This is a genomic window from Nonomuraea sp. NPDC026600, assembly GCF_040638335.1.
Lineage (GTDB): Bacteria > Actinomycetota > Actinomycetes > Streptosporangiales > Streptosporangiaceae > Nonomuraea.
In genome coordinates, this window is sequence record NZ_JBEZYD010000013.1 from 239457 (window position 1) to 260883 (window position 21427).

Consider the following 21427-nt stretch of genomic DNA (forward strand, 5'->3'; position numbering starts at 1 on the left):
TAAGTACAACCTCCCTTGCGTACCCAGGATGTAACAGAAGTAGACCTAATTCGGGATGTTTACCATGCAGAGCGGTTTGAACATTCTCCTGTCGGGCTAAGTCTCGTGTGCGGGTCCCTCAGCGCGGCGGGCCCCCGAGCAGAAAGGCGTGGCCCCATGACCTCCTCGGCGCCACTCGGGCTCCAAGGCGCCTACTTGCTCGGTGAGCGGGCCACCCACGACGAACTGCGTTCCAAGCTCCTTGACGTCGCGGTGAATCTCCTGATCAGCGATGGTCCCGAGAGCCTCACCATGCGCAGAATCGCCACGGAGGCCGGCTGCACGACCACCGTCATCTACACGATGTTCGGCAACAGGGAAGGGCTGGCGGAGGCCCTCTACCTGGAAGGATTCGAGCGCTTCCGGCGGTTTCTGGACGCGGTACCCCACCGGCGGGACGCGCTGGAGAACCTCACCGCACTCGGCCCCGCCTACCGGCAGGCGTGCCTGGCCGAGCCCGGCTACTACAGCCTGATGTTCGAGCGGGCGATCCCCGGCTTCGAACCCAGTGAGCGGGCCAGGACCTTGGCCCGCGCGGCACTCAACATCCTCGACCGGGTGATCGCCGACTGCATCTCGGCCGGGTATCTCATCCCGACCCAGCCCCGCAAGATCGCCGACGCGCTGTGGGCCGCCGCCCAGGGCGCGATCAGCCTGGAGCGGGGCGGTCACCTGCGTGACGGCCGCACCTACGAGGCGGTCACGATGGCGACGATCTGCTGCTATCTGGTGCACCCGCCGAAGCCGAAGCTGTAGCCGCCAGCGCGATCCAGAGTTCGGCGCGCACTCCCGGATCGTCCAGATCACGACCCAGCAGCTCGGTGACCCGCTTCATGCGGTAACGGAGCGTATGGCGGTGGATGCCGAGCCGCTGGGCCGCCGCGTCCCAGTGCCCGTTGCTGCCGAGGTAGGCGCGCAACGACTCGATCAGGTCGGGCCGCGAGCCGTACCTGGTGAGGGGCGCGAGCAGCGCCGACGCGAACGCCTGGGCGGTGGCCGGGTCGAGCAGGCCCAGCAGCCCCTGCCCGGCGAGGTCGGCGAACCTGACGAGGCCGTCATGGCCGCTCTCGAACGCCCGCCGGGCCTGGTCGAGCGCGCCGCGCAACTCGCCGTACGCGCCGGCCGAGCTCATCCCGACGGTCCCCCCGACGAGCGCCGCCACCTTCTCGGCCTCGTCCGCACCCACGACCACCACCACGGCCGCTCCAGACGCTTCCGGGGCGGGGTCGGTGAGGCGGGCGGTGAAGGCGTGGGGCTCCACCGCTTCGAGCGCGTCGCCCGCCATCGCCAGCACCACCACCGGCTCCTCCGGCAGCCGCTCGCCGAGCGGCGCCAGCACCGCGCGTGCCCGCTCCTTCGCACCGGCCAGCAGCAGCCCCAGGACGGCCGAGCGGACCCGGCGCTCGGCCTCCCGCTGCGTGCCGCCCTGCTCGACGGCCAGCGTGAGCAGCGACCCGGCCGCGTTGATGACCGTCTGCGTGACGGGCGAGAACGCCCGGGACGCCCCGACGGCGAAGAACCCACGTGGCCGCGGCCCCCCGCCCAGCGGCTGTACGACGACGTGCTCGTCCGGCCCGGAGAGCGCCAGGCTCGCAGGCAGCCGCCCACTCGAAGCGCCTTCCCGCCCTCCCGAAGCCCCCTGCCGCCCTCCCGAAGCGCCGTCCCGCCCGCTCGGAGCGCCTTCCCGCCAGACACCGTGCTCGCCGAGCAGGCGGGCCAGTTCGCGGGCCGCCGCCTCGGCCTTGGAGCCGCAGGTGGCGTGCCGTACCTCGGCGTTCTCGTCCAGCAGCGCGGCCCAGCCGCCGACCTCCTTGGCCAGCCGGTCGATGACCGCGTACGTGCCCTCGGGCCGCAGCGCGGCCCGCGTGAGGCGGCCCTGGGCGGCGAAGGCGCGGGTGATCTCCTCGTACTGCTCGGCGGCGAGCAGCTCGCTGACCGCCTTGCCGACCGCGATGAACGGCGTCTCACGCGGCACCTCCAGCAGCGGCAGCCCGGCCGCGGCGGCCGCCTCCAGCAGGGCGGGCGGCACCTCTTGGTGCGAGAGCCCGACGCCGAGGGCGAGCCCGGCCACACCACGCGCCACGAGGCGGGCGACATACTGGGAAAAGTCGCCTTCCAGGCGCATACCCGTGGTCAGCAGCAGCTCGTCGCCCTCCAGGTAGGGCGTGGGATCCTCCAGCTCGCTGACGGCCACCCAGCGCACGACCGAGTCCAAGGTCCCGACCAGCGGCCGCAGCCCTGTCCGTCGCACCACGGTCCGCAGCGAAGGCGCCATACGAGTTGTCCATTCCGGCAAAGACGGGCATCCCCAGTGTGCCATATCGACACATCGGGCCAGGTCGGTGCCCGGCGTACCGTCAGAAGTATGAGCATTCCGCAGGAGCGTCGTCTCGTCACCGCGATCCCAGGCCCGAAATCGCAGGAGTTGCTGGCCCGTAAGCAGGCCGCCGTGCCGCCGGGCATCGGCACCGTGCTGCCGGTGTTCGTGACCCGGGCCGGCGGTGGCGTCATCGAGGACGCAGACGGCAACTCGCTGATCGACTTCGGCTCCGGCATCGCCGTGACCAGCGTCGGCAACGCCGCCCCCAGGGTGGTCGAGCGGGTCCAGAAGCAGGTCGCCGACTTCACCCACACCTGTTTCATGGTCGCCCCGTACGAGTCGTACGTGCAGATCTGCGAGAAGCTCAACGAGCTGACCCCCGGCGACCACGAGAAGCGCACGGTCCTGCTGAACACCGGCGCCGAGGCCGTCGAGAACGCCGTCAAGATCGCCAGGTACGCCACGGGCCGCCCGGCGGTCGTCGTGTTCGACCACGGCTACCACGGCCGCACGTTGCTGACCATGACGCTGACGGCCAAGAACATGCCCTACAAGCAGGGCTTCGGCCCGTTCGCGCCGGAGGTGTACCGGGTGCCGCTGGCCTACCCGTACCGCTGGCCGACGGGTCCGGAGAACTGCGCGGAGGAGGCCGCCGCGCAGGCCATCGACATGATCAACAAGCAGATAGGCGCGGAGAACGTCGCCGCCGTGGTGATCGAGCCGATCGCCGGCGAGGGCGGGTTCATCGAGCCGGCCAAGGGCTTCCTGCCGAGGATCGCCGAGTTCTGCCGGGAGAACGGCATCGTGTTCGTCGCCGACGAGGTGCAGACCGGCTTCGCCCGCACCGGCCACCTGTTCGCCTGCGAGGACGAGGGCATCGTGCCCGACCTCATCACCACCGCCAAGGGCATCGCGGGCGGCCTTCCGCTCGCCGCCGTCACCGGCCGCGCGGAGATCATGGACAAGGTGCACCCCGGCGGCCTCGGCGGCACGTACGGCGGCAACCCGGTCGCCTGCGCGGCCGCGCTGGGCGTGCTGGAGACCATCGCCGAGGAGGACCTGGTCGCCAAGGCCCGCCGCATCGGCGAGATCATGCTCCCCCGCCTCCACGCGATGCGCGAGCGCTTCGACGTGATCGGCGACGTGCGCGGCCGTGGCGCGATGATCGCGGTCGAACTGGTCCTGCCGGGCACGAAGGAGCCGAACCCGGCCGCGCTCGCCGAGGTCGTCCGGCGCTGTCACGCGGAGGGCCTGCTGGTGCTGACCGCGGGCACGTACGGCAATGTGCTGCGTTTCCTGCCGCCGCTGGTCATGCCCGAGCACCTGCTTGAGGAAGGTCTCGGCATCCTGGAGAAGGCGTTCGCCAGCCTGTAGGAAAAGCGTACGAACCGGGCATCCAGCTTGCGGCTGGATGCCCGTTTTTGTAGGTGTACGGGGTGTGGAGCGGGTAGAGAATTCACCCGGGCTTGACGCTCCACTAGACGATCAGGAGCGCGACCGGGGTTATAACGGATCCGGTAGACGACTGGCCCACCGCAGCTGGGAGCGTGATGAACTGGGGTCCGACAAGAACGGCACGGGACATGTTGACGTTCGACCCTGATGGCCTGAGCTGCGCGCAGCTCGACGGTGACGCGTGCGTCGTCTGCCACAAGAGGTGGCCGAGGCCACGGGTGCGTGTCGGGCGCTTCCCCGACGACGCGCCCGCGATGGCCTGCGCCGACTGCGCCGAAGCACTCGTTCCCGCGTCCATGGCCACGGTGGTCGCCTTCCCGGCACGCTGAGCGGCGGGCTCGCGGGGCCGCTCGTCCTAGACGGCGGCCTCGCGGATCCGCCAGGGCGAGCCGTACTCGGTCAGCAGGTCGAGGAACGGGACCGCGTCGAACGCCTCGGGCCCGAGCACGCCCGTGCCCTTCCAGACGCCGCCCGCCAGCAGCTCCAGCGCGACGACGGGGTGCACGGCGGTCTGCCAGACGACGGCCTGCGAGCCGTACTCGCGCATCGACCAGGCGTTGTCGACCACGTGATAGAGGTAGACCTCGCGGGGAGCGCCGTCCTTGCCGGTGCCCTTCACCCACGTGCCCGCGCAGGTCTTGCCGTGCATCCGGTCACCGAGGGTGGCCGGGTCGGGCAGGCTCGCCGCCACCATGTCCCGGGGCGCCACGTCGGCACCGCCCACCCTGATCTTGTCGGCGCTGTCCAGCCCGAGCTTGCGCAGGGTCTTGAGCACGCCGATGAACTCCTCGCCGAGCCCGTACTTGAACGTCACCCGCCTGGCCGGGATCCAGCGGGGCACGAGCAGCACCTCCTCGTGCTCGACGTTCACGCACTCCACGGGCCCGATGCCTTCGGGAAAGTCGAACACCTCGGGCTCGCTGAACGGCTCGGTCGTGTGCCACCCTCCGTCCTCCCAAATGACGGGCGGGTTCAGGCACTCCTCGATCGTCGTCCAGATGGAGAACGTCGGCGCGAAGTCGTAGCCGTCCACGATCAGGTTCGAGCCGTCCCTGACGCCGATCTCGTCGATGCCGTCGAACAGGTGGTCAGCGGCGTAGCGGGCGAACACGTCGGCCAGCCCCGGCTCCACGCCCATCCCGACGAGCGCCAGCCGGTCCCGCGCCTGCCACTCGCCGTCGCGCGCGAACTGCTCGTCGCCCAGCTTCACCCCCGGCTGCTCGTACGGCCGGCTGGAGTGCGGCCTGGACAGTGACATCGCCATGTCCAGGTAGTCGGCCCCGGCCGCGAGGGCCGCCTCGAACAGCGGCATCGTGAACCGCGGATCCACGGCGTTGAAGAGCACGTCACACCGGTGCTCCCGCAGCGCCGCCTCGACCCCCGCCCGATCGGCGGCGTCGAGCCTGATGGCGCTGAACCGCGGATCGTCCACGCCGTCGACGGCCCGCGCCGCCCGGCTCTGTTGGGAGTCGGCGACCACGATGTGTTCGAAGAAATCTCGGCGCGCGGCGATGGACACGACAGCGGAACCGACGCCGCCGGCCCCGACCAGAAGGATTCTCATAGCCCGAACATACTCACTGACTGGTCATTCAGTCGAATTTACGCTGACTGGCCATTCAGTCGAAATCGCGACCGGCCGGGAACAGCGAGACGCCCCGGAGCGGGGGGAAGGCCCGGGGCGTCTCTGCAGGCGCGGCCCAGCGGGGGGACGGGGCGCGCCCGCGGCACAGGTCACGTATGGGTTGGCATCCCCCGCTCACTTCACCAGTGCATCCCACCGTTGGGTCCATGTGGGGTCGTAATCAGTGCATTCCCCCTCAGAACCCTCGCAACCCCCCGGCGGCCGGACGGCGAAGGCGACCCGGTCGAGCCACTTCGGCTTGTCGGCGCCGTACGCCTCGCACATCTGCTTGGCCCGCCCCTTGCACGCCTTGGGGTTGGCCGGCGCGAGGCCGACCCAGGCGGCCGCGTCCCGCTGGGCCGGCGCCGCCGCCATCCAGCTCAGCCAGCGGTAGGCGCAGTCGGTGTTGGGGATGTTCGCGCCGAGCATCCAGGAGTCGAGCCACCCGGTCATCTCGCGTGTGGCGACCGCCTTGATCGGCTTTCCCGCCCTCTGCAGGAGCAGGCGATAGTACGGCGTGGCCTGGGCGTAGTCGAGCGAGCCCGTGGCGAAGCCCTTGACCAGGTCGAGCGGGTTCTTCCAGTAGGTGCGGTCCTTGTGCTCGCCCAGCAGCGCCACCGCCCGGTCGAGCTGGCTCTCGGTCAGCTCGAAGGGGTCGTCCACGCTGCTGTCGGTGAGCGCCGCGTCGGCGATGGTCAGCGGGCTGTCCTTGAGCGACACGTGATCCGACGCGAAGACCTTCTTCAGGTCGCCGCTCTTGACCCTGGTCGAGTCGTAGAGGAACTCGTGGTAGCCCCACAGGTACGGCACGCCGTAGACCTTGCCCGACACCTTGGCCATGTCGCGGAAGCGCTTGGTGAGGTCGTCGTAACCGGTGACCTTGGCCGGGTCGATGGGCTGCACCTGCTTGGCCTTGATCATCGCGGCCGCCAGCACCGGGCCCGCCGAGACCACGTCGTAGGGGCGCGTGGCGACGGCGCGGGCCATGTCGTCGGCGGTCTGCACGGTGTCGAGGCGGGCGATGCGGCAGCCGGTCGTCTTCTCGAAGTCGCCCACCCAGTTGACCCTCGGGCTGGTGCCGCCGTATTCGGCGTAGCCGCGGTAGGTGAGGATCTGCAGTGTGCCGTCACCCTGCGTCGGACTCGCCGAAGGGGTGGGAGTAGGGCTCGAGCTGGGCGTCTTCTTCGGTGACGGGTCCGCCGCGCCCACACTGGCGACCAGAGCCGTCATGGCCAGCGCCATGGCAGGTATACGGCGATCCACGATGCCCCTCTCGTCCGTGTGCTGGAGTTTATCGGGCACGCAGAGGGAGGGATGCCTGGCCGTCGCCCGCATCCCTCCCTGGTGGACATCGGTTACCCGTTCGTGGGGAAGCCCAGGTTCACGCCGCCGTGCGACGGGTCGAGCCAGCGCGAGGTGACGACCTTGCCCCGGGTGTAGAAGTGGACGCCCTCGGTGCCGTGCACGTGCGTGTCGCCGAACAGCGACGCCTTCCACCCGCCGAAGCTGTAGAACGCCATCGGCACCGGGATCGGCACGTTGATGCCGATCATGCCGACCTCGACCTCGTTCTGGAAGCGCCGGGCCGCGCCGCCGTCGTTGGTGAAGATCGCGGTGCCGTTGCCGTACGCGCCGCCGTTGATGAGCTCCAGGCCCTCCTCGTACGAGCCGACGCGGACGATCGTCAGGACCGGGCCGAAGATCTCCTCGGTGTGCACCCGCGAGCCCGCGGGCACGTGGTCGAGCACGGTCGGGCCGAGCCAGAAGCCGGGCGACTCCAGCGCCTTGGCGCCGCCGAGCAGGGTCGTCTCGCGCCCGTCCACGACGAGCTTGGCGCCCTCCTCGACGCCGAGGTCGAGGTAGGAGGCGACCTTGTCGCGGTGCGCCTTGGTGACGAGCGGCCCCATCTCGGACTTGGGGTCGTCACCCGGGCCGATCACCAGCTTGTCGACGCGCTCGACGATCTTCTGGACGAGCTCGTCGCCCACCGGATCGACGGCCAGCACGACGGAGATCGCCATGCACCGCTCACCGGCCGAGCCGAAGCCCGCCGACACGGCCGAGTCGGCGACCAGGTCGAGGTCGGCGTCGGGCAGCACGAGCATGTGGTTCTTGGCTCCGCCGAGCGCCTGCACCCGCTTGCCGTGGCTCGTGCCGGTCTCGTAGACGTACCTGGCGATCGGGGTCGAGCCGACGAAGGAGACGCCGCGCACGTCGGGGTGCTCCAGCAGCCGGTCGACGGCGACCTTGTCGCCCTGTACGACGTTGAAGACGCCGTCGGGCAGCCCGGCCTCCTGCCAGAGCCGTCCCATGAGCAGCGACGCGGACGGGTCCTTCTCCGACGGCTTGAGCACGAACGCGTTGCCGCAGGCGATCGCGATCGGGTACATCCACATCGGCACCATGGCCGGGAAGTTGAACGGCGTGATGCCGGCCACCACGCCGAGCGGCTGGCGCAGCGAGTAGGAGTCGACCCGGGTCGAGACGCCCTCGGAGAAGCCGCCCTTGAGCAGGTGCGGGATCCCGCAGGCGAACTCCACGACCTCCAGGCCCCTGGCGACCTCGCCGAGCGCGTCGGAGTGCACCTTGCCGTGCTCGGCCGAGATGAGCGCGGCCAGTTCGTCGCGGTGGGCGTACATCAGCTCGCGGAAGCGGAACAGCACCCCCGCCCGCCTGGTCAGCGACGCGTCACGCCACGCGGGGAAGGCCGCCACGGCGGCGGCCACGGCCGCGTCGACGTCGGCGGCCGACGCCAGCGCGACGTGCCCGCTGACCTCGCCGGTCGCCGGGTCGAAGATCTCCTGTGTCCGGCCGTCGCCGTCCGCGAGAGCTCCGTTGATCCAGTGCTTGACAGACTTCACTGCATTGCCTCTGCGTTGATGACTTCCAGTGCGTGCACGATGATGCTCAGGCCCTCCGCAGCCTCGTCCACCGTGAGGGTGAGCGGCGGCGCCATGCGGATGGCGGTGCCGTACAGGCCGCCCTTGCCCGCGAGCAGGCCCGCCTTCTTGCTCTCCTCCATGAACCGCGCGGCCTGCGCGGGGCTCTCCAGCTCGACGGCGAACATCAGGCCCTTGCCGCGCACGTCCCGCATGATCGGCAGCCGCTCGGCCGCCGCGCGCAGGCCGTCGATGATGATCTTGCCGGTCCTGGCGGCGTTGGCCTGGAGATCGTGGTCGAGCACGTAGTCGAGCGTAGCGTTGGCGGCGGCCATGGAGATCGGGTTGCCGCCGAACGTGGCCAGGCCCACGGCGGGCAGGCTGTCCATGAGGTCGCCGCGGGCCACGATGCCGCCGACCGCGAACCCGTTGCCCAGCCCCTTGGCGAACGTCATCATGTCGGGCGTCACGCCGTGGTTCTGGATGCCGAAGAACGCGCTGCCGGTGCGGCCCCAGCCGGTCTGCACCTCGTCGGAGATGAACAGGATGCCCTGCTCGTCGAGGACCTCCTTGTAGGCGGCGAACAGCCCGTCGGGGGCCATCGTGAACCCGCCCACGCCCTGGATCGGCTCGGCGATCAGCGCCGCCACGTCGTTGGAGACGGCCGTGGCCAGCACGTGGCGCAGGTCGTCGACGCAGGCCGCGATGTAGTCGGCGTCCGAAAGCCCCTTGAACTGGGTGAGCTGCCGGTCGGCGCCGTGCAGGAAGTGCACGTTCAGCGGGGAGAGCGAGTTGTTCTTCCACGACCGGTTGGACGTGACGCTGATCGCGCCGAAGCTGCGGCCGTGGTAGCTCTGCCGCATGGCGAGCACCTGGTCGCTCTTGCGCGCGTACGTAGCCAGCAGCAGCGCGGTCTCGTTCGCCTCGGTGCCGGAGTTGGTGAAGAAGACCTTGGCATCGGGGATGCCGGAGAGCCTGGCGATCTTCTCGGCCAGCTCGATCTGGCCGCGCAGCAGGTAGACCGTGCTGGTGTGGACCACTCCCGTGGCGAGCTGGCGCTCGACGGCTTCGCGCACCTCGGGCACGTCGTACCCGATCATGTTGGTGAGGATGCCGGCGAAGAAGTCCAGATAGCTCTTGCCATCGGCGTCGACGACGCGGTTGCCCTTACCGCTGACGATCTCGATGGGCTCGTTGTAGTTGAGTGCCACCCAGTTGGGGATCACTGCCCGGTGGCGGGCGAGAAGCTCCGACATGCTCCGAGTATCCCGGTTCGTCATCACGCCACCCACCTCCAACCTGTCGACATGAGACAAAATCCCCTTACATGATGTCACGTACCCACGGAGGTGGTGTCGACGGCGGGGGCGGGTGCTCGGAGCACCACCAGCGCGAGCAGCGCGGCCGCCACGCAGAACGCGCCCCCCACCCACGACCCGAAGTGCACCGCGTCGGTGAAGGCCGACTTGGCGGGCTCCGCGAAGCCCATCGCGAAGGCCGCGCCGATCGACTCCTTGGCGGCCTCGGGCACGCCGGCGGGCATGGACGAGGTGAACACCCCGGCCAGCACGCTGCCCAGGATGGCGATGCTCATGGCCATACCGACCTGCAGCACCGTGTCGTTCAGCGCGGATCCGACGCCCGCGTGCTCGACGGGGATCGCCCCCATCAGCGAGGCGTAGGCCGCGGGACCGGCGAGACCACCGCCCACCCCCATGACCAGCAGGCCGGTGAGCAGCGGCACATACCCGGAGGTCGTGGCGAGCACGACGAACCCACCGGCCATGACCACCAGCCCCGCGGCGATCAGCGTCCGGTTGCTGACCTTCTGCCCGAGCGCGGCGCCGAGCCCGTTGAAGAGCGCCGCCGCGATCGCGTACGGCAGCAGCGCCAAGCCCGCCTGCATGGGCCCGTATCCCAGCACGAACTGCAGGTACTGGGTCAGCATCAGCATCACGGCCCCGGCCCCGAACGACATCAGCAGGATCGAGAACGACGCCCCACTGAAGTTGCGGTTCTTGTACAGCTCCAGCGGCAGCATCGGGTGCTCCGAGCGCCGCTCCCAGAAGACGAAGGCGCCGAGGAAGGCCACGGCGATCGCGATGCCGACCGGGTTCCACTCGCGCTCGATGATGACGTACACGGCCGCCGTCAGCCCGACGATCGACAGCAGGACGCCCACGGGGTCGATCTGCCGCCCGGCGCTGCGGGTCTCGGGCATCAGCGTCAGGGCGGCGATGATCGCGACGGCCGCGATGGGGATGTTCAGCAGGAAGACCGAGCCCCACCAATAGTGGTCGAGCAGGAAGCCGCCCAGGGTGGGCCCCGCGATCACGCCCACCATGGCGACGGCGCTCCACGCGGCCATGGCCTTGCGCCGCTCGTCGGCGTCGAAGACGGTCATCAGGATGGACAGCGTGGACGGCATCAGGACCGACCCGCCGATGCCCATGAGGGCCCGCGAGCCGATGAGCTGCCACGGCTCCGTCGAGAGCACGGCCAGCAGCGACGCGCCGCCGAAGAACGCCAGCCCGATGATCAGGAAGCGCCTGCGCCCGAACCGGTCGGACAGGCTTCCCGCGGTCAGCAACAGTCCGGCGAAGGCCAGCACGTACGCGTCGAGTATCCACTGGATGTCGCCAGGGGTCGCTCCAAGATCCCTGATCAGCTTGGGGATGGCCAGGTTGAGGACGGTGTTGTCCACGACCAGCACGAGCAGCGAGAGACAGAGGACGACGAGGATCCACCAACGACGGGGATCTCGTACAGTGTTCGATTCCACTCGCACACCGTACTAGATGCCTCGCACAGTGTGCGAGTGGATTTATCCTGGGGAAATGACGGCCAAGCAGTTCACCTCCGTGTGGCTTCGCGAGCCGCGCAAGCCCACGAGCCCCGGGCGCAACCGCGAGGAGATCGTCAGGGCCGCCCTCGAGCTGCTCGACGCCGAGGGGCTCGCCGGGCTGAGCATGCGCAAGCTCGGGGCCAAGCTCATGGCGGGCGCGACCAGCCTCTACTGGTACGTGGCCAACAAGGACGAACTGCTGGAGCTGGCCTACGACGCGATCTGGGCCGAGCTGTCGGCTCCCATCCCCGAGGAGGCGCACTGGCGCGAGGTCGCCTCCGTCATGGCCCACAGTATGCGGCAAGTGATCCTGAGCCACCCCTGGTCGGCCGACCTCATAGGGCGGGTGCCCGCGTTCGGGCCGAACGCGCTCGCGTTCACCGAGCGGATGTGCCGGGCCTTCAAGACGGCCGGGTTCCGCGGCCTGGACATCGACTACGCCAACGCCACGCTCACCGCGTACGTCTTCGGCTACACGATTCCGGAGGTGGCCTGGAACTCCTCCGTGGGCCACGACTACGAACTCGACGAGCTGCGGGAGTCGGTCAAGCGGGTGGCGGCGGGCCATCCCGAGCTCATGGAGCGCTTGGCCGTCTCCGACCACGACGAAGATCCGCAGGTGATGCGCGAGGTGGGCTTCGACTTCGGCCTCGTGTCGGTGCTCGACGGCCTTGAGAGACGGCTGGGGACGTAGCAGGATCCGGGGCATGAGCGATTTCCGCGCCGCACGCGACCTCCTTCTCGGAGCCGACTATCCGACGGCCCGCCGCGAGTTCCGCTGGCCGGAGCTGACGGACTTCAACTGGGCGCTCGACTGGTTCGACGGCGTGCTGGCCGCCGAGACCCCCGACGCGGTCGCATTGAAGATCGTCGGCACGGTCTCCTACACGTTCGCCGAGCTGTCCGCCCGCTCCAACCAGGTCGCGAACTGGCTGCGCGAGCAGGGCGTACAGCGCGGCGATCGCATCCTGCTCATGCTGGGCAACCAGGCCGAGCTGTGGGAGTCGCTGCTGGCCGCCATGAAGCTGGGCGCGGTCATCATCCCGGCGACCACGTTGCTGACCGCCAAGGACATCGTCGAGCGCGTCGAACGCGGCGGCGTCTCGCACGTGATCGCGAACGCCTCCGACGCGGGCAAGTTCGACGACGGCGGCTACACCAGGATCGCGGTCGGCGACGCGTACGGCTGGCTGCCCTACGCCGAGTCCCGCGAGGCGGCCGAGCACTTCGTCCCCGACGGCCCGACCAGGGCCGGCGACACGCTGCTGCTCTACTTCACCTCGGGTACGACCTCGCAGCCCAAGCTGGTCGAGCACACGCACGCCTCCTATCCGGCGGGCCACCTGTCGACCATGTTCTGGATCGGGCTCAGGCCCGGCGACGTGCACCTCAACGTGTCCTCGCCCGGCTGGGCCAAGCACGCGTGGAGCAACGTGTTCGCGCCGTGGAACGCGGGTGCCACCGTGCTGATCCACGACTACCAGCGCTTCTCCGCCGTGGCGCTGCTGGAGGTGCTGCGCGACGAGCGGGTCACCACGTTCTGCGCGCCGCCGACCGTGTGGCGGATGCTCATCCAGGAGGACCTGGCGGCGTGGCGGCTGCCGCTGCGCACGGCCGTCGCCGCGGGCGAGCCGCTCAACCCGGAGATCATCGACCAGGTCGCCAAGGCGTGGGGGCTGACGATCAGGGACGGCTACGGCCAGACCGAGACCACCGCCCAGGTGGGCAACGTGCCCGGCGAGCCGGTCAAGCCGGGGTCCATGGGCCGGCCACTGCCCGGCTACGACATCGTGCTGCTCGACCCGATCACCGGCGAGGCGGGCGACGACGGGGAGATCTGCCTGCCGCTGGCCGGCCGCCCCCTCGGCCTCATGTCCGGATATGTCGGTGGATCTAGTGATGCGATGAGGGGTGGGCACTACCACACGGGCGACGTCGCGACCCGTGACGCCGACGGTTACATCACCTACGTCGGCCGGACCGACGACGTCTTCAAAGCCTCCGACTACCGCATCTCGCCGTTCGAGCTGGAGAGCGTCCTTCTGGAGCATGAGGCCGTGGCGGAGGCGGCCGTGGTGCCCGCGCCCGATCCGGTGCGCCTGGCGGTGCCCAAGGCTTATGTGACGCTGGCGCCCGGGTTCGAGGCCGACGAGGCGACGGCCCGCTCGATCTTCGAGCACTCGCGGCGTGAGCTGGCCCCGTACAAGCGGGTGCGCAGGCTGGAGTTCGGCGAGCTGCCGAAGACCATCTCCGGCAAGATCCGGCGGGTGGAACTGCGGGTGCAGCAGCCCGTCCGGGAGTTCAGAGAGGACGAACTGGGCTCGTGATCAGCAGTCTGTAAATGGGTGCCTATCCGATCTTACAGGCTGATCGGCTAGGCTCGGGCGCGTGCTGCCCACCATCGCCGACGTCCTCGCGCTGGACACCGTCCGCCGCGGAAGCCCGCGCGTGGTCGCGGGCGGCGACCGCCTGGACACCAAGGTGCGCTGGGTGCACGTCGGCGAGATCGCCGACATCGCCCACCTGCTGCGCGGCGGAGAGCTGGTGCTCACCACGGGGGTGGCCCTGCCCGAGGACCCCCAGAAGCTCGCCGACTACATCGGCGAGCTTTCGGCTGTCGGCGCCTCCGGGCTGATCGTCGAGCTGGGCCGCAGGTTCGTCGGCGAGCTGCCCGGCGAGGTCGTCAAGTCGGCCGAGGAGCACGGCCTGCCGCTGATCGTGCTGACCCGCGAGACGCCGTTCGTGCAGATCACCGAGTCCGTGCACGCGCGGATCATCGACATCCAGCTGGAGGAGCTGCGGGCCTCCGAGCAACTGCACGAGGTCTTCACCGAGCTCTCCGTCGAGGGCGCCTCGCCCGCCGAGGTGCTCGCCCAGGTGGCCCGGCTGTCGAACCGCCCGGTCCTGCTGGAGAACCTCGCCCACCAGGTGCTGGCCTGCGAGTCCGCGGGCCGCGACACCGGCGCGCTGCTGGCCGGATGGGAGACCAGGTCACGCGCGGTCGCGCCGGCCGAGCGGACCGCCTACGACGCCGCCTCCGGCTGGCTGGTCACCACGGTCGGCGCGCGCGGGCAGGATTGGGGCAGGTTGATCCTGCTCTGCGAGAGCCCGCCGTCGCCCCGTGACCTGGTGCTCGCCGAGCGCGCCGCCACCACGCTCGCCCTGGGCCGCCTGCTCGAACGCCACCAGGAGTCCCTGGAACGCCAGGCGCACGGCACGATCATCACCGGCATCCTCACGCACGCCTACGCCGATCCGGACGAGGCCGCCGCCCGCGCCCGCGCCGTGGGCGTGCCGCTCACCGGGCGCAAGCTGGTCAGCGTCGTCATCCGCCCGACCGACCCCATCGAGCAGGCCCTCGACGGGCAGGCGCAGCTCGGCGAGCTGGCCGAGGCCACCGCCGCCGCCTGCCGCGACGCCCGGCTGCCCGCCCTCGTGGGCGCGCTCGACCAGGACCGGATCGGCGTCCTGCTCCCCCTGCCGCCACGCTCGGGCGCCGAGCCCGCGCTGACCGCGCTCGCCGAACGGCTGCGCGTGCTGTGGAAGCCCGGCGCCGCGTTCGTCCTGGCCTCGGGCTCGGTGGTGGAGTCGATCAGGGACGTACGGCGCAGCTTCCTCGAAGCCGAGCAGGTGGCCGACGTGGCGGTCCGCCAGCCCGACGGCCGGGCCTTCTACCGGCTGCCCGACCTGCGGCTGCGCGGGCTGCTCCACCTGCTGCGCGACGACGCCAGGCTGCAGACGTTCGCCGAGCGGGAGCTGGGACCGCTGCTGGCGCACGACGCGCAGCGGGGCGGCGACCTGACCCGCATCCTGCGCATCTACCTGGACGCGGGACGCAACAAGGCCGTGGCCGCCCAGAAGGCGCACCTGTCGCGGCCCGCCTTCTACGACCGGCTGCGCCGCCTCGAACGCATCCTCGACACCGACCTGGACGACGTCGAGTCATGCCTGTCCCTGCACGTGGCGCTGCTGGCGCTGGAGTCGTTCCGCAGGGAGAACAGGTAACAATTCCGTCCCTCGCGGCTTACCGTCGCGATGTGCCCTTATTCGGCAATCCCCTGGAAGCGGCGGCGCACCGCCTGTCGATCCTGCCCCCGATGCTCGACTACTTCGGCGTCATGGGCCTGCACGCGCTGATCGCGGGGATGCGGCTCGGCCTCTTCGACGCCCTGCGCGGCGGACCCGCGACCGCCGCCGACCTCGCGGGCTCGCTCGGCCTGGACCGGCACGCGACGGACGTGCTGCTGCGCGGCCTGACCGGACTCGGCTACCTGCGCGCGCGAGGCGGCCGCTACCGGCTGACCCGCACGGCGCGGATCTGGCTCACTACCGGCTCCCCCGCCTGCCTGGCCGAGGGGCTGTACTTCTGGGAGCGCACCGCCTGCGTGATCTGGCCGCAGCTCGAAAGGACCGTACGTGACGGCTCACCGATCACCTCGCTGTACGCGCTGACCGAGAGCGAACCGGAGCTGTCGCGCTCGTTCCAGGCGTGGACCGCCGCCGTGGCCGGCCGCCAGGCTCCCGCCACCGCGCGGGCCATCCCGGTCCCCTCGGGCGCCACACGGATGCTCGACGTGGGCGGCAGCCATGCCCGCTACAGCGTGGAACTGCTGCGCCGGCACCCGGAGCTGCGGGGCACCGTCATCGACCTGCCCCAGGCCCTCGAATCGGCCGCCGCCCACCCCCGGCTGACGCTGCGGGCCGGCTCGTTCCTCGACGAGGACCTGGGCGGCGGGTACGACGTGGTACTGCTGTTCAACATCATGCACTGCCTCGACGACCAGGAGCTGGTCACGTTGCTGGGGCGGCTGGCCAAGGCGCTCAACCCCGGCGGCACGATCGCGATCGGCGACCAGTTCGGCGACAGCGTCATGCCCGGGCGGGCCAGCCGGACCCTCGTCGACCTGCTCCACCTCAACTACCTGGTGGCGGGCGGCGGCAGGATCCGCGGCTACAAGGAGGTGGCCCGCCTGCTCCGGGAGGCGGGCTTCACCAGGCCGCGCCACCGCCGCCCCCTGAGATCCCCGGCCATGGAGCTGGCCATCGCCAGAGCTCCCCGCCAGAAGCCCCTCTGCTCCCGTTAGAAGCCCATCGCGGCCCGCACCTCCCCGAGGGTGACGATCGCCCGCACGCGGGCGCGCTCGTTGCCGTCACTCAGCACCTGCCTGGCGTCGGCCTCCGAGTACTCGCGGCGGCGCCTCCTGATCGGTCGCAGGAACTCGTTGACCGCCTCGGTTACCAGCCGTTTCAGCGCGGCGGCGCCGCCGTTCCCGATCTCGTCGGCGATGGACTCGGGTGGACGGCCGAGGCAGAGGCCGGCCAGCGTGAGCAGGTTCGACACCTCCGGCCGGTTCGTCTCGTCGAAGGTGATGAGCCGGTCCGCGTCGGTGCGGGCGCCGCGGATCAGCGCGGCCGTCTCGTCCTCGGTGGCGGACAGGGCTACGGCGTTGCCCCGGCTCTTGCTCATCTTGCCGCCGTCGAGGCCCTTGAGCAGCGGATGGACACCCAGCATGGCCTCCGGCACCGGGAAGACGGGACCGTAGCGCTCGTTGAAGCGCCGCGCCACCAGCCGCGTCACCTCAACATGCGGGAGCTGGTCCTTGCCGACCGGCACCAGCGTGCCCTTGCAGAACAGGATGTCGGCCGCCTGATGCACCGGATAGGTGAACATCAGGCCGTTGACCGCTTGCTGCGTACTGTGCGCGATCTCGTCCTTGACGGTCGGGTTACGACCCAGCTCGGCCACCGACACCAGGCTGAGGAACGGCAGCAGCAGCTGGTTCAGCTCGGGAATCGCGCTGTGCTGGAAGATCGTCACCTTCGCGGGGTCGAGCCCGACGGCCAGGTAGTCGAGGAGCATGGCGGCGATGTTGCGCTGGATCGCGCCCGGCAGATCCCTGTCGGTGATCACCTGGTAGTCGGCGACCAGCACGTACATCGGGTGGACGTCCTGCAGGGCGACGCGGTTGGCCAGCGTGCCGAAGTAGTGGCCCAGATGGAGCGGCCCGGTCGGGCGGTCTCCGGTGAGCACGACGTGGTTCATCACGGGTTCCTTTCCTCAGGTCATGCCGTCCTGAAGAAAGAACCCGCGCCGGGCCCGTCCTGAGGACGGCCCGCGCATGCGGAGATCAGCGGCCGTCTGTCGGCCGCCACCACATGCTGACGCGTGTCATGACGCTCATTGTAGGCGCAAGCCGCACAGAACCCAGAAGCTGTGCGGCTTGCGCCGGCTCGTGCTCACTCGTGAGGATCACGCGTCACATCGGCGCGGGAACGGTCCTCGAGGTGGGCGTACCTCACCCACCCGCGAGGACGGGTGACGAACGCGCCCAGGATGAACCCCAGAACCACGCTCGCGATGATCACAAGGAGGATGCTCAGCCCCATAACGGCTGCCTCTCGGACTGGTAGGCCGCGCAGATCGCGGCCTACCGCACGGTAACGCCGCCCCCACAGCGCGCGCAGGAAAACCTCCCGAGGGATGTCAATCTTGTAACCTCTCCGACCGTTTAGCGTGTTTGCCTGCCTCCACGACCATGATCTCGCCAGGATAGGGCGGTCCCTTTGTCCGCCCTCTGGAGTTTTCATGTCTCGACGCACCCTCGCCATCGGCCTTTCGATGGCCACGGTCCTTACTGGGACGGCCGTACCCGTCGCAGCCGCCGAGCGGGTTTCGGTGTCGTTCCCCTCGGCCAAGTTCCCCTTGGGCGTGCCGGCCGTACCGACCAAGACGATGACCAGCGTGGCGCCGGGCATCGACTTCTGGGACGTGAAGTCGGGTACGTCGACCGACGGCTACACCGTCACGGTGCTGATGCCGAGCGGCCGCGACTACGGCATGCAGCAGACGGCCGAGGCGAAGGTCGCCGAGGTCGAGGCCGCGGGCGAGACGGCGAGCCTGCAGAAGGTCGTGCGGCCGCAGGTCGCCGACGCCGCCGCCCAGACCGTCTACATGGTGCGGGTCGGACTGTGGAAGCTCGAGGAGAAGGACAAGGCCGCCGAGACGGCCAAGAAGCTCAAGGACGCCGGGCTGAAGGTTAAGGTCGACTACCTCGGCGACGACGGCATGAAGACCACCGGCCCCTGGGACGTCAAGGTGGTCATGATCGACGCCAGGACGTTCCGCGGCTCGTACGGCGCCACGCTCGGCACCAGCGTCGCCAAGCGCGAGACCGTCTCCTCGATGGCCAAGACCGCCCAGGCGCTCGCGGCGGTGAACGGCGGCTTCTTCAACATCCACACCGCCAAGAACCTGCGCGGCGAGCCGGTCGGCATCTCGGTGGTCGGCGGCAGGCTGCTCAGCGAGGCCGTGCCGGGCCGCTCCGCCGTCGTCCTCAAGGGCCGTACGGCCCGCATCACCGAACTCAAGTCGACCGTCACCGCGATCGCGCAGGACGGCCAGAAGCTGGCGGTCAACGGCGTCAACCGCGCCGCGGCGGCGGACGAGCTGGTCCTCTACACCGAGGAGTACGGCGCCAAGACGCCCACGGACAACGGCGCCGACGCGGTGCTCGACGCCAACGGCAAGGTCGTGGCGCTGCGCGCGCCGGGCGCCGCGGTGGCGGCGGGGACGCGGGTCCTGCACGGTGTCGCCGGTGTCGCCGCCGAGTGGCTGAACGCGCACGCGGCCGAAGGCGTGACCGTCAAGGTCGACACCAAGGTCGTGGACGTACGGACCGGCAAGGCGCTCAAGCTGACGCCCGACCTGGGGGTGATCGGGGGCAATGTCGGCCTGGTCAGGAACGGGCACGTCAAGATCACTGCCAAGCTTGACGGCCAGGACTCCGTGAACATGATCCTCCGCCGCCACCCGCGCACGCTGCTGGGCACCACGCGCAACGGCAGCCTGATCCTGGCGACCATCGACGGACGGCAGCCCGGCGTGACGGTGGGAGCCAGCTTCATCGAGGCGGCCCAGTTCATGCGCTGGCTGGGCGCCAAGCAGGCGGTCAACCTGGACGGCGGCGGGTCCACCGCGATGGTGGTGGGCAACAAGCTCGTCAACCGGCCGTCCGACGGCGTGGAGCGCGGGGTCGGCGACGCGCTGCTGGTACTGCCGAAGTAGTCGTCCCCACGATGGACGCGCTGCCGAAGTAGCCGTCGTTGCCGCCCACCCCGGCCCAAATCTTGTCGGCGGTGGGCGGCTTTGTCCCAGCTTGATCAGCCCGCGGAGCGGTCCGCCAGCGCGTTGCCGGGCGCCAAGGACGTGCGTGGGCGGCCCTGCCCGCCTCCGGAAAGCCTGCGACCAACCTCCAGAAAGCGCGCGACCAGCGGGTTTTCATCACCTAGTCGCCAGCACATCGCGACCGTGGTGCGCGCGCTGTCCGGCTCGATCCGGCGATAGGCCACCCCTTTGAGCCGGATCCGGCGCACACTCGCCGGGGCGAGGGACACCCCGAGCCCCGCCTCGACAAGCGCGGAGACCGTCGCCCACTCCACCGCGTGCTGACCGATGCGCGGCTCGAACCCCGCCGACCGGCACAGACCGACGATCCGATCGTGCACCGTCGGCCCCGCCGCACGGTTCAGCAGCACGAACGGCTCCGCCGCCAGCGCCGCGACCGGAACGACCCGCCGACCGGCGAGAACATGACCAACCGGCAGAACCGCCACGAACTCCTCCGAGAACACCGGCTCGGCGCCCAGCCCCGGATCGTCAGGCGGTTCCCGCAGGAGCCCGACGTCGATCGAACGCTCCAGGAGCGCGGCCGCCTGGGGAGCCGTCGTCATCTCCCTGATCTCCATCTCGACCTCGGGATAGCGGTCACGGTAGGCGCGCAGCATTCCCGGCAGGATGGTCAGCGCGAGCGACGCCGCGAACCCGACCCGGATACGACCGGCCACTCCCCCGCCGACACGTCGCGCCGCCTCCAGCCCATCCGCGATCTCGCCGAGCGCACGCTGGGCGGCGGGCAGCAGTTCGTGACCCGCCGACGTCAGGACGACCCCTCCGGGACCACGCTCGAACAGCGGATGCCCGACCCTCTCCTCCAGCCGCCTGATCTGCTGGCTCAGCGGCGGCTGCGCGACACCCAGCCGGATGGCGGCGCGCCCGAAGTGCAGTTCCTCGGCCAGAACGGCGAACGCGTAGAGCTGATGCAGCGCGAGCTGAGGGCGTTCCATACGCGCAGAGATATCACATCATCAGTGGCAGCGTCTTAGACATATCACCGCAGGTTGCCTACCGTTCCCCGTATGACAGAACGACGCGCGATCTTGAGCGGCTCCACTTTCGAGGAGCAGATCGGATATGCCCGGGCCGTGGTGGACGGCGACTGGGTCCACGTCTCGGGGACCACCGGGTTCGACTACGCGACCATGACGATCTCCGCCGACGTGGTCGAACAGGCCGAACAGTGCCTGCGCAACATCGGATCAGCGCTGACCGAGGCAGGCTGTACGTTCGCCGACGTTGTCCGGGTCCGCTACCTGCTACCCGATCGGGAGGACTTCGAGCCGTGCTGGCCGACCCTACGCCGCCACTTCGGCGAGATCCGCCCGGCGGCGACGATGCTCGTGTGCGGCCTCTCCGATCCCCGGATGCGCATCGAGATCGAGGTGTACGCGCGCATCCGCGGCGCGATTCCCGGGTGAGCACACGGATCTGACCTGTCGGCGGACAAGCGGTACATGCCGCGGGGCCGGCCTGGACGCACCAGGCCGGCCCCGCTCAGTCGGGCGATCAGAGGACGGCGCAGCCGATCCGGACGGGGACACGGGCGGAGTAGCGGCCCGACATCATGTCGCGAACGCCGTCACGGCCTCCTCCTCGTCCGGCAGCCCCTCGCGGTAGATCCGGTCGCCGCCGAACACCGACCTGCGGATCTGGAGAAAGGCCCACCACTGGGCGCTGGTGTAACCGCGCGCCGTTTCTGGCGACCAGAGCAGGCGGTGAGCCTCCAGCCACTCCCTTAACCCCATAAACGCAGAAAGGGCCCCACGCATATGCGTGGAGCCCTTCCCGAACCAAAGATTGTCCGGCGGTGACCTACTCTCCCACACCCTCCCGAGTGCAGTACCATCGGCGCTGAGAAGCTTAACTTCCGGGTTCGGAATGTAACCGGGTGTTTCCTTCCCGCCATAACCGCCGTAACCCTGTGAAACAAACAAGCAGACGAAAAACCCATCTGTTTGCTGTCTCAGAATTACATAGTGGACGCGAGCAAGAATGCTTTGTGGTCAAGTCCTCGGCCTATTAGTACCGGTCAGCTCCACACGTTACCGTGCTTCCACCTCCGGCCTATCAACCCGGTCGTCTACCGGGA

18 protein-coding genes and 2 rRNA genes are annotated in these 21427 nt (G+C 69.8%); 9 read left to right on the plus strand and 11 right to left on the minus strand.

Annotated features, from left to right (window positions below):
• Positions 1-156: 156 nt before the first annotated feature.
• The gene (locus tag AB0F17_RS29435; RefSeq protein ID WP_358029199.1) at positions 157-795 is read left to right on the plus strand and encodes a TetR/AcrR family transcriptional regulator; all 639 of its coding nucleotides are present in this window, start codon (positions 157-159) and stop codon (positions 793-795) included.
• Here AB0F17_RS29435 and AB0F17_RS29440 read toward each other — a convergent pair.
• Entirely contained in the window at positions 740-2314 is a 1575-nt protein-coding gene (locus AB0F17_RS29440; RefSeq protein ID WP_358029202.1) for a PucR family transcriptional regulator ligand-binding domain-containing protein, read from the minus strand. The two genes, AB0F17_RS29435 and AB0F17_RS29440, sit on opposite strands and share 56 nt — an antisense overlap.
• 90 nt (positions 2315-2404) lie before the next feature.
• Between AB0F17_RS29440 and gabT the strand changes: the two genes are divergently transcribed.
• Together gabT and AB0F17_RS29450 are read left to right on the plus strand one after the other, a co-directional pair.
• Entirely contained in the window at positions 2405-3733 is a 1329-nt protein-coding gene (gene gabT / locus AB0F17_RS29445; RefSeq protein WP_358029205.1) for a 4-aminobutyrate--2-oxoglutarate transaminase, read from the plus strand.
• 209 nt (positions 3734-3942) lie between these two features.
• Positions 3943-4143 carry a hypothetical protein gene (locus AB0F17_RS29450; protein ID WP_358029208.1) on the plus strand — a complete coding sequence of 67 codons (201 nt, stop codon included), beginning with the start codon at positions 3943-3945 and terminating at the stop codon, positions 4141-4143.
• A 26-nt stretch (positions 4144-4169) separates the two neighbouring features.
• Here AB0F17_RS29450 and AB0F17_RS29455 read toward each other — a convergent pair whose 3' ends face one another.
• The 5 genes from AB0F17_RS29455 to AB0F17_RS29475 form a co-directional block, all read right to left on the minus strand.
• Positions 4170-5378 (minus strand): saccharopine dehydrogenase C-terminal domain-containing protein, encoded by a 1209-nt coding sequence (locus AB0F17_RS29455; protein WP_358029210.1) that lies wholly within the window; start codon positions 5376-5378, stop codon positions 4170-4172.
• Between the two features lie 195 nt (positions 5379-5573).
• A complete protein-coding gene (locus AB0F17_RS29460; RefSeq protein WP_358029212.1) occupies positions 5574-6668 on the minus strand; it encodes an extracellular solute-binding protein in 1095 nt (364 codons plus the stop codon).
• 125 nt (positions 6669-6793) lie between these two features.
• Positions 6794-8299: a CoA-acylating methylmalonate-semialdehyde dehydrogenase gene (locus tag AB0F17_RS29465; RefSeq protein WP_358029214.1), complete on the minus strand. Its 1506-nt coding sequence runs from the start codon at positions 8297-8299 to the stop codon at positions 6794-6796.
• Entirely contained in the window at positions 8296-9573 is a 1278-nt protein-coding gene (locus AB0F17_RS29470) for an aspartate aminotransferase family protein (RefSeq protein ID WP_358029216.1), read from the minus strand. The genes AB0F17_RS29465 and AB0F17_RS29470 overlap by 4 nt, the downstream gene beginning before the upstream one ends.
• Before the next feature lie 77 nt (positions 9574-9650).
• A complete protein-coding gene (locus AB0F17_RS29475; protein ID WP_358029218.1) occupies positions 9651-11099 on the minus strand; it encodes an MFS transporter in 1449 nt (482 codons plus the stop codon).
• A 55-nt stretch (positions 11100-11154) separates the two neighbouring features.
• Here AB0F17_RS29475 and AB0F17_RS29480 point away from each other — a divergent pair, with 55 nt between their 5' ends.
• The 4 genes from AB0F17_RS29480 (at position 11155) to AB0F17_RS29495 (ending at position 16246) form a co-directional block, all read left to right on the plus strand.
• Positions 11155-11856 (plus strand): TetR/AcrR family transcriptional regulator C-terminal domain-containing protein, encoded by a 702-nt coding sequence (locus AB0F17_RS29480; RefSeq protein WP_358029220.1) that lies wholly within the window; start codon positions 11155-11157, stop codon positions 11854-11856.
• 13 nt (positions 11857-11869) lie between these two features.
• Entirely contained in the window at positions 11870-13489 is a 1620-nt protein-coding gene (locus AB0F17_RS29485; RefSeq protein ID WP_358029223.1) for an AMP-binding protein, read from the plus strand.
• Between the two features lie 61 nt (positions 13490-13550).
• The gene (locus tag AB0F17_RS29490; RefSeq protein ID WP_358029226.1) at positions 13551-15167 is read left to right on the plus strand and encodes a PucR family transcriptional regulator ligand-binding domain-containing protein; all 1617 of its coding nucleotides are present in this window, start codon (positions 13551-13553) and stop codon (positions 15165-15167) included.
• Positions 15168-15199: 32 nt separating this feature from the next.
• Complete coding sequence (locus tag AB0F17_RS29495) at positions 15200-16246, plus strand: methyltransferase (RefSeq protein WP_358029228.1); 1047 nt, start codon at positions 15200-15202, stop codon at positions 16244-16246.
• On the opposite strand, the gene trpS is transcribed toward AB0F17_RS29495, so the two are convergent.
• Positions 16243-17205: a tryptophan--tRNA ligase gene (trpS, locus tag AB0F17_RS29500; protein WP_358029231.1), complete on the minus strand. Its 963-nt coding sequence runs from the start codon at positions 17203-17205 to the stop codon at positions 16243-16245. The two genes, AB0F17_RS29495 and trpS, sit on opposite strands and share 4 nt — an antisense overlap.
• Positions 17206-17748: 543 nt before the next feature.
• On the opposite strand from trpS, the gene AB0F17_RS29505 reads away from it, so the two are divergent.
• Positions 17749-19227: a phosphodiester glycosidase family protein gene (locus AB0F17_RS29505; RefSeq protein WP_358029234.1), complete on the plus strand. Its 1479-nt coding sequence runs from the start codon at positions 17749-17751 to the stop codon at positions 19225-19227.
• Positions 19228-19322: 95 nt separating this feature from the next.
• On the opposite strand, the gene AB0F17_RS29510 is transcribed toward AB0F17_RS29505, so the two are convergent.
• Entirely contained in the window at positions 19323-20285 is a 963-nt protein-coding gene (locus tag AB0F17_RS29510) for a LysR family transcriptional regulator (RefSeq protein ID WP_358029237.1), read from the minus strand.
• A gap of 72 nt (positions 20286-20357) precedes the next feature.
• Here AB0F17_RS29510 and AB0F17_RS29515 point away from each other — a divergent pair, with 72 nt between their 5' ends.
• Entirely contained in the window at positions 20358-20756 is a 399-nt protein-coding gene (locus AB0F17_RS29515; protein WP_358029240.1) for a RidA family protein, read from the plus strand.
• Positions 20757-20900: 144 nt separating this feature from the next.
• On the opposite strand, the gene AB0F17_RS29520 is transcribed toward AB0F17_RS29515, so the two are convergent.
• The 3 genes from AB0F17_RS29520 to AB0F17_RS29530 form a co-directional block, all read right to left on the minus strand.
• On the minus strand, positions 20901-21083 hold the full coding sequence (locus AB0F17_RS29520; RefSeq protein WP_358029242.1) for a hypothetical protein: 183 nt from the start codon (positions 21081-21083) through the stop codon (positions 20901-20903).
• 54 nt (positions 21084-21137) lie between these two features.
• Positions 21138-21254 (minus strand): 5S ribosomal RNA (rrf, locus tag AB0F17_RS29525).
• An 83-nt stretch (positions 21255-21337) separates the two neighbouring features.
• Positions 21338-21427 (minus strand): 23S ribosomal RNA (locus AB0F17_RS29530); the annotation flags it as partial.

What these genes read in the sequence shown, in the direction of transcription:
- AB0F17_RS29510 (WP_358029237.1), bottom strand. Translation starts at nt 20,285, where the DNA reads ATGGAACGCCCTCAGCTCGCGCTGCATCAGCTCTACGCGTTCGCCGTT.
- AB0F17_RS29440 (WP_358029202.1), bottom strand. Translation starts at nt 2,314, where the DNA reads ATGGCGCCTTCGCTGCGGACCGTGGTGCGACGGACAGGGCTGCGGCCG.
- AB0F17_RS29520 (WP_358029242.1), bottom strand. Translation starts at nt 21,083, where the DNA reads ATGGGGTTAAGGGAGTGGCTGGAGGCTCACCGCCTGCTCTGGTCGCCA.
- AB0F17_RS29515 (WP_358029240.1), top strand. Translation starts at nt 20,358, where the DNA reads ATGACAGAACGACGCGCGATCTTGAGCGGCTCCACTTTCGAGGAGCAG.
- trpS (WP_358029231.1), bottom strand. Translation starts at nt 17,205, where the DNA reads ATGAACCACGTCGTGCTCACCGGAGACCGCCCGACCGGGCCGCTCCAT.
- AB0F17_RS29485 (WP_358029223.1), top strand. Translation starts at nt 11,870, where the DNA reads ATGAGCGATTTCCGCGCCGCACGCGACCTCCTTCTCGGAGCCGACTAT.
- AB0F17_RS29455 (WP_358029210.1), bottom strand. Translation starts at nt 5,378, where the DNA reads ATGAGAATCCTTCTGGTCGGGGCCGGCGGCGTCGGTTCCGCTGTCGTG.
- AB0F17_RS29505 (WP_358029234.1), top strand. Translation starts at nt 17,749, where the DNA reads ATGTCTCGACGCACCCTCGCCATCGGCCTTTCGATGGCCACGGTCCTT.
- AB0F17_RS29480 (WP_358029220.1), top strand. Translation starts at nt 11,155, where the DNA reads ATGACGGCCAAGCAGTTCACCTCCGTGTGGCTTCGCGAGCCGCGCAAG.
- AB0F17_RS29435 (WP_358029199.1), top strand. Translation starts at nt 157, where the DNA reads ATGACCTCCTCGGCGCCACTCGGGCTCCAAGGCGCCTACTTGCTCGGT.
- AB0F17_RS29450 (WP_358029208.1), top strand. Translation starts at nt 3,943, where the DNA reads ATGTTGACGTTCGACCCTGATGGCCTGAGCTGCGCGCAGCTCGACGGT.
- AB0F17_RS29470 (WP_358029216.1), bottom strand. Translation starts at nt 9,573, where the DNA reads ATGTCGGAGCTTCTCGCCCGCCACCGGGCAGTGATCCCCAACTGGGTG.
- gabT (WP_358029205.1), top strand. Translation starts at nt 2,405, where the DNA reads ATGAGCATTCCGCAGGAGCGTCGTCTCGTCACCGCGATCCCAGGCCCG.
- AB0F17_RS29460 (WP_358029212.1), bottom strand. Translation starts at nt 6,668, where the DNA reads ATGACGGCTCTGGTCGCCAGTGTGGGCGCGGCGGACCCGTCACCGAAG.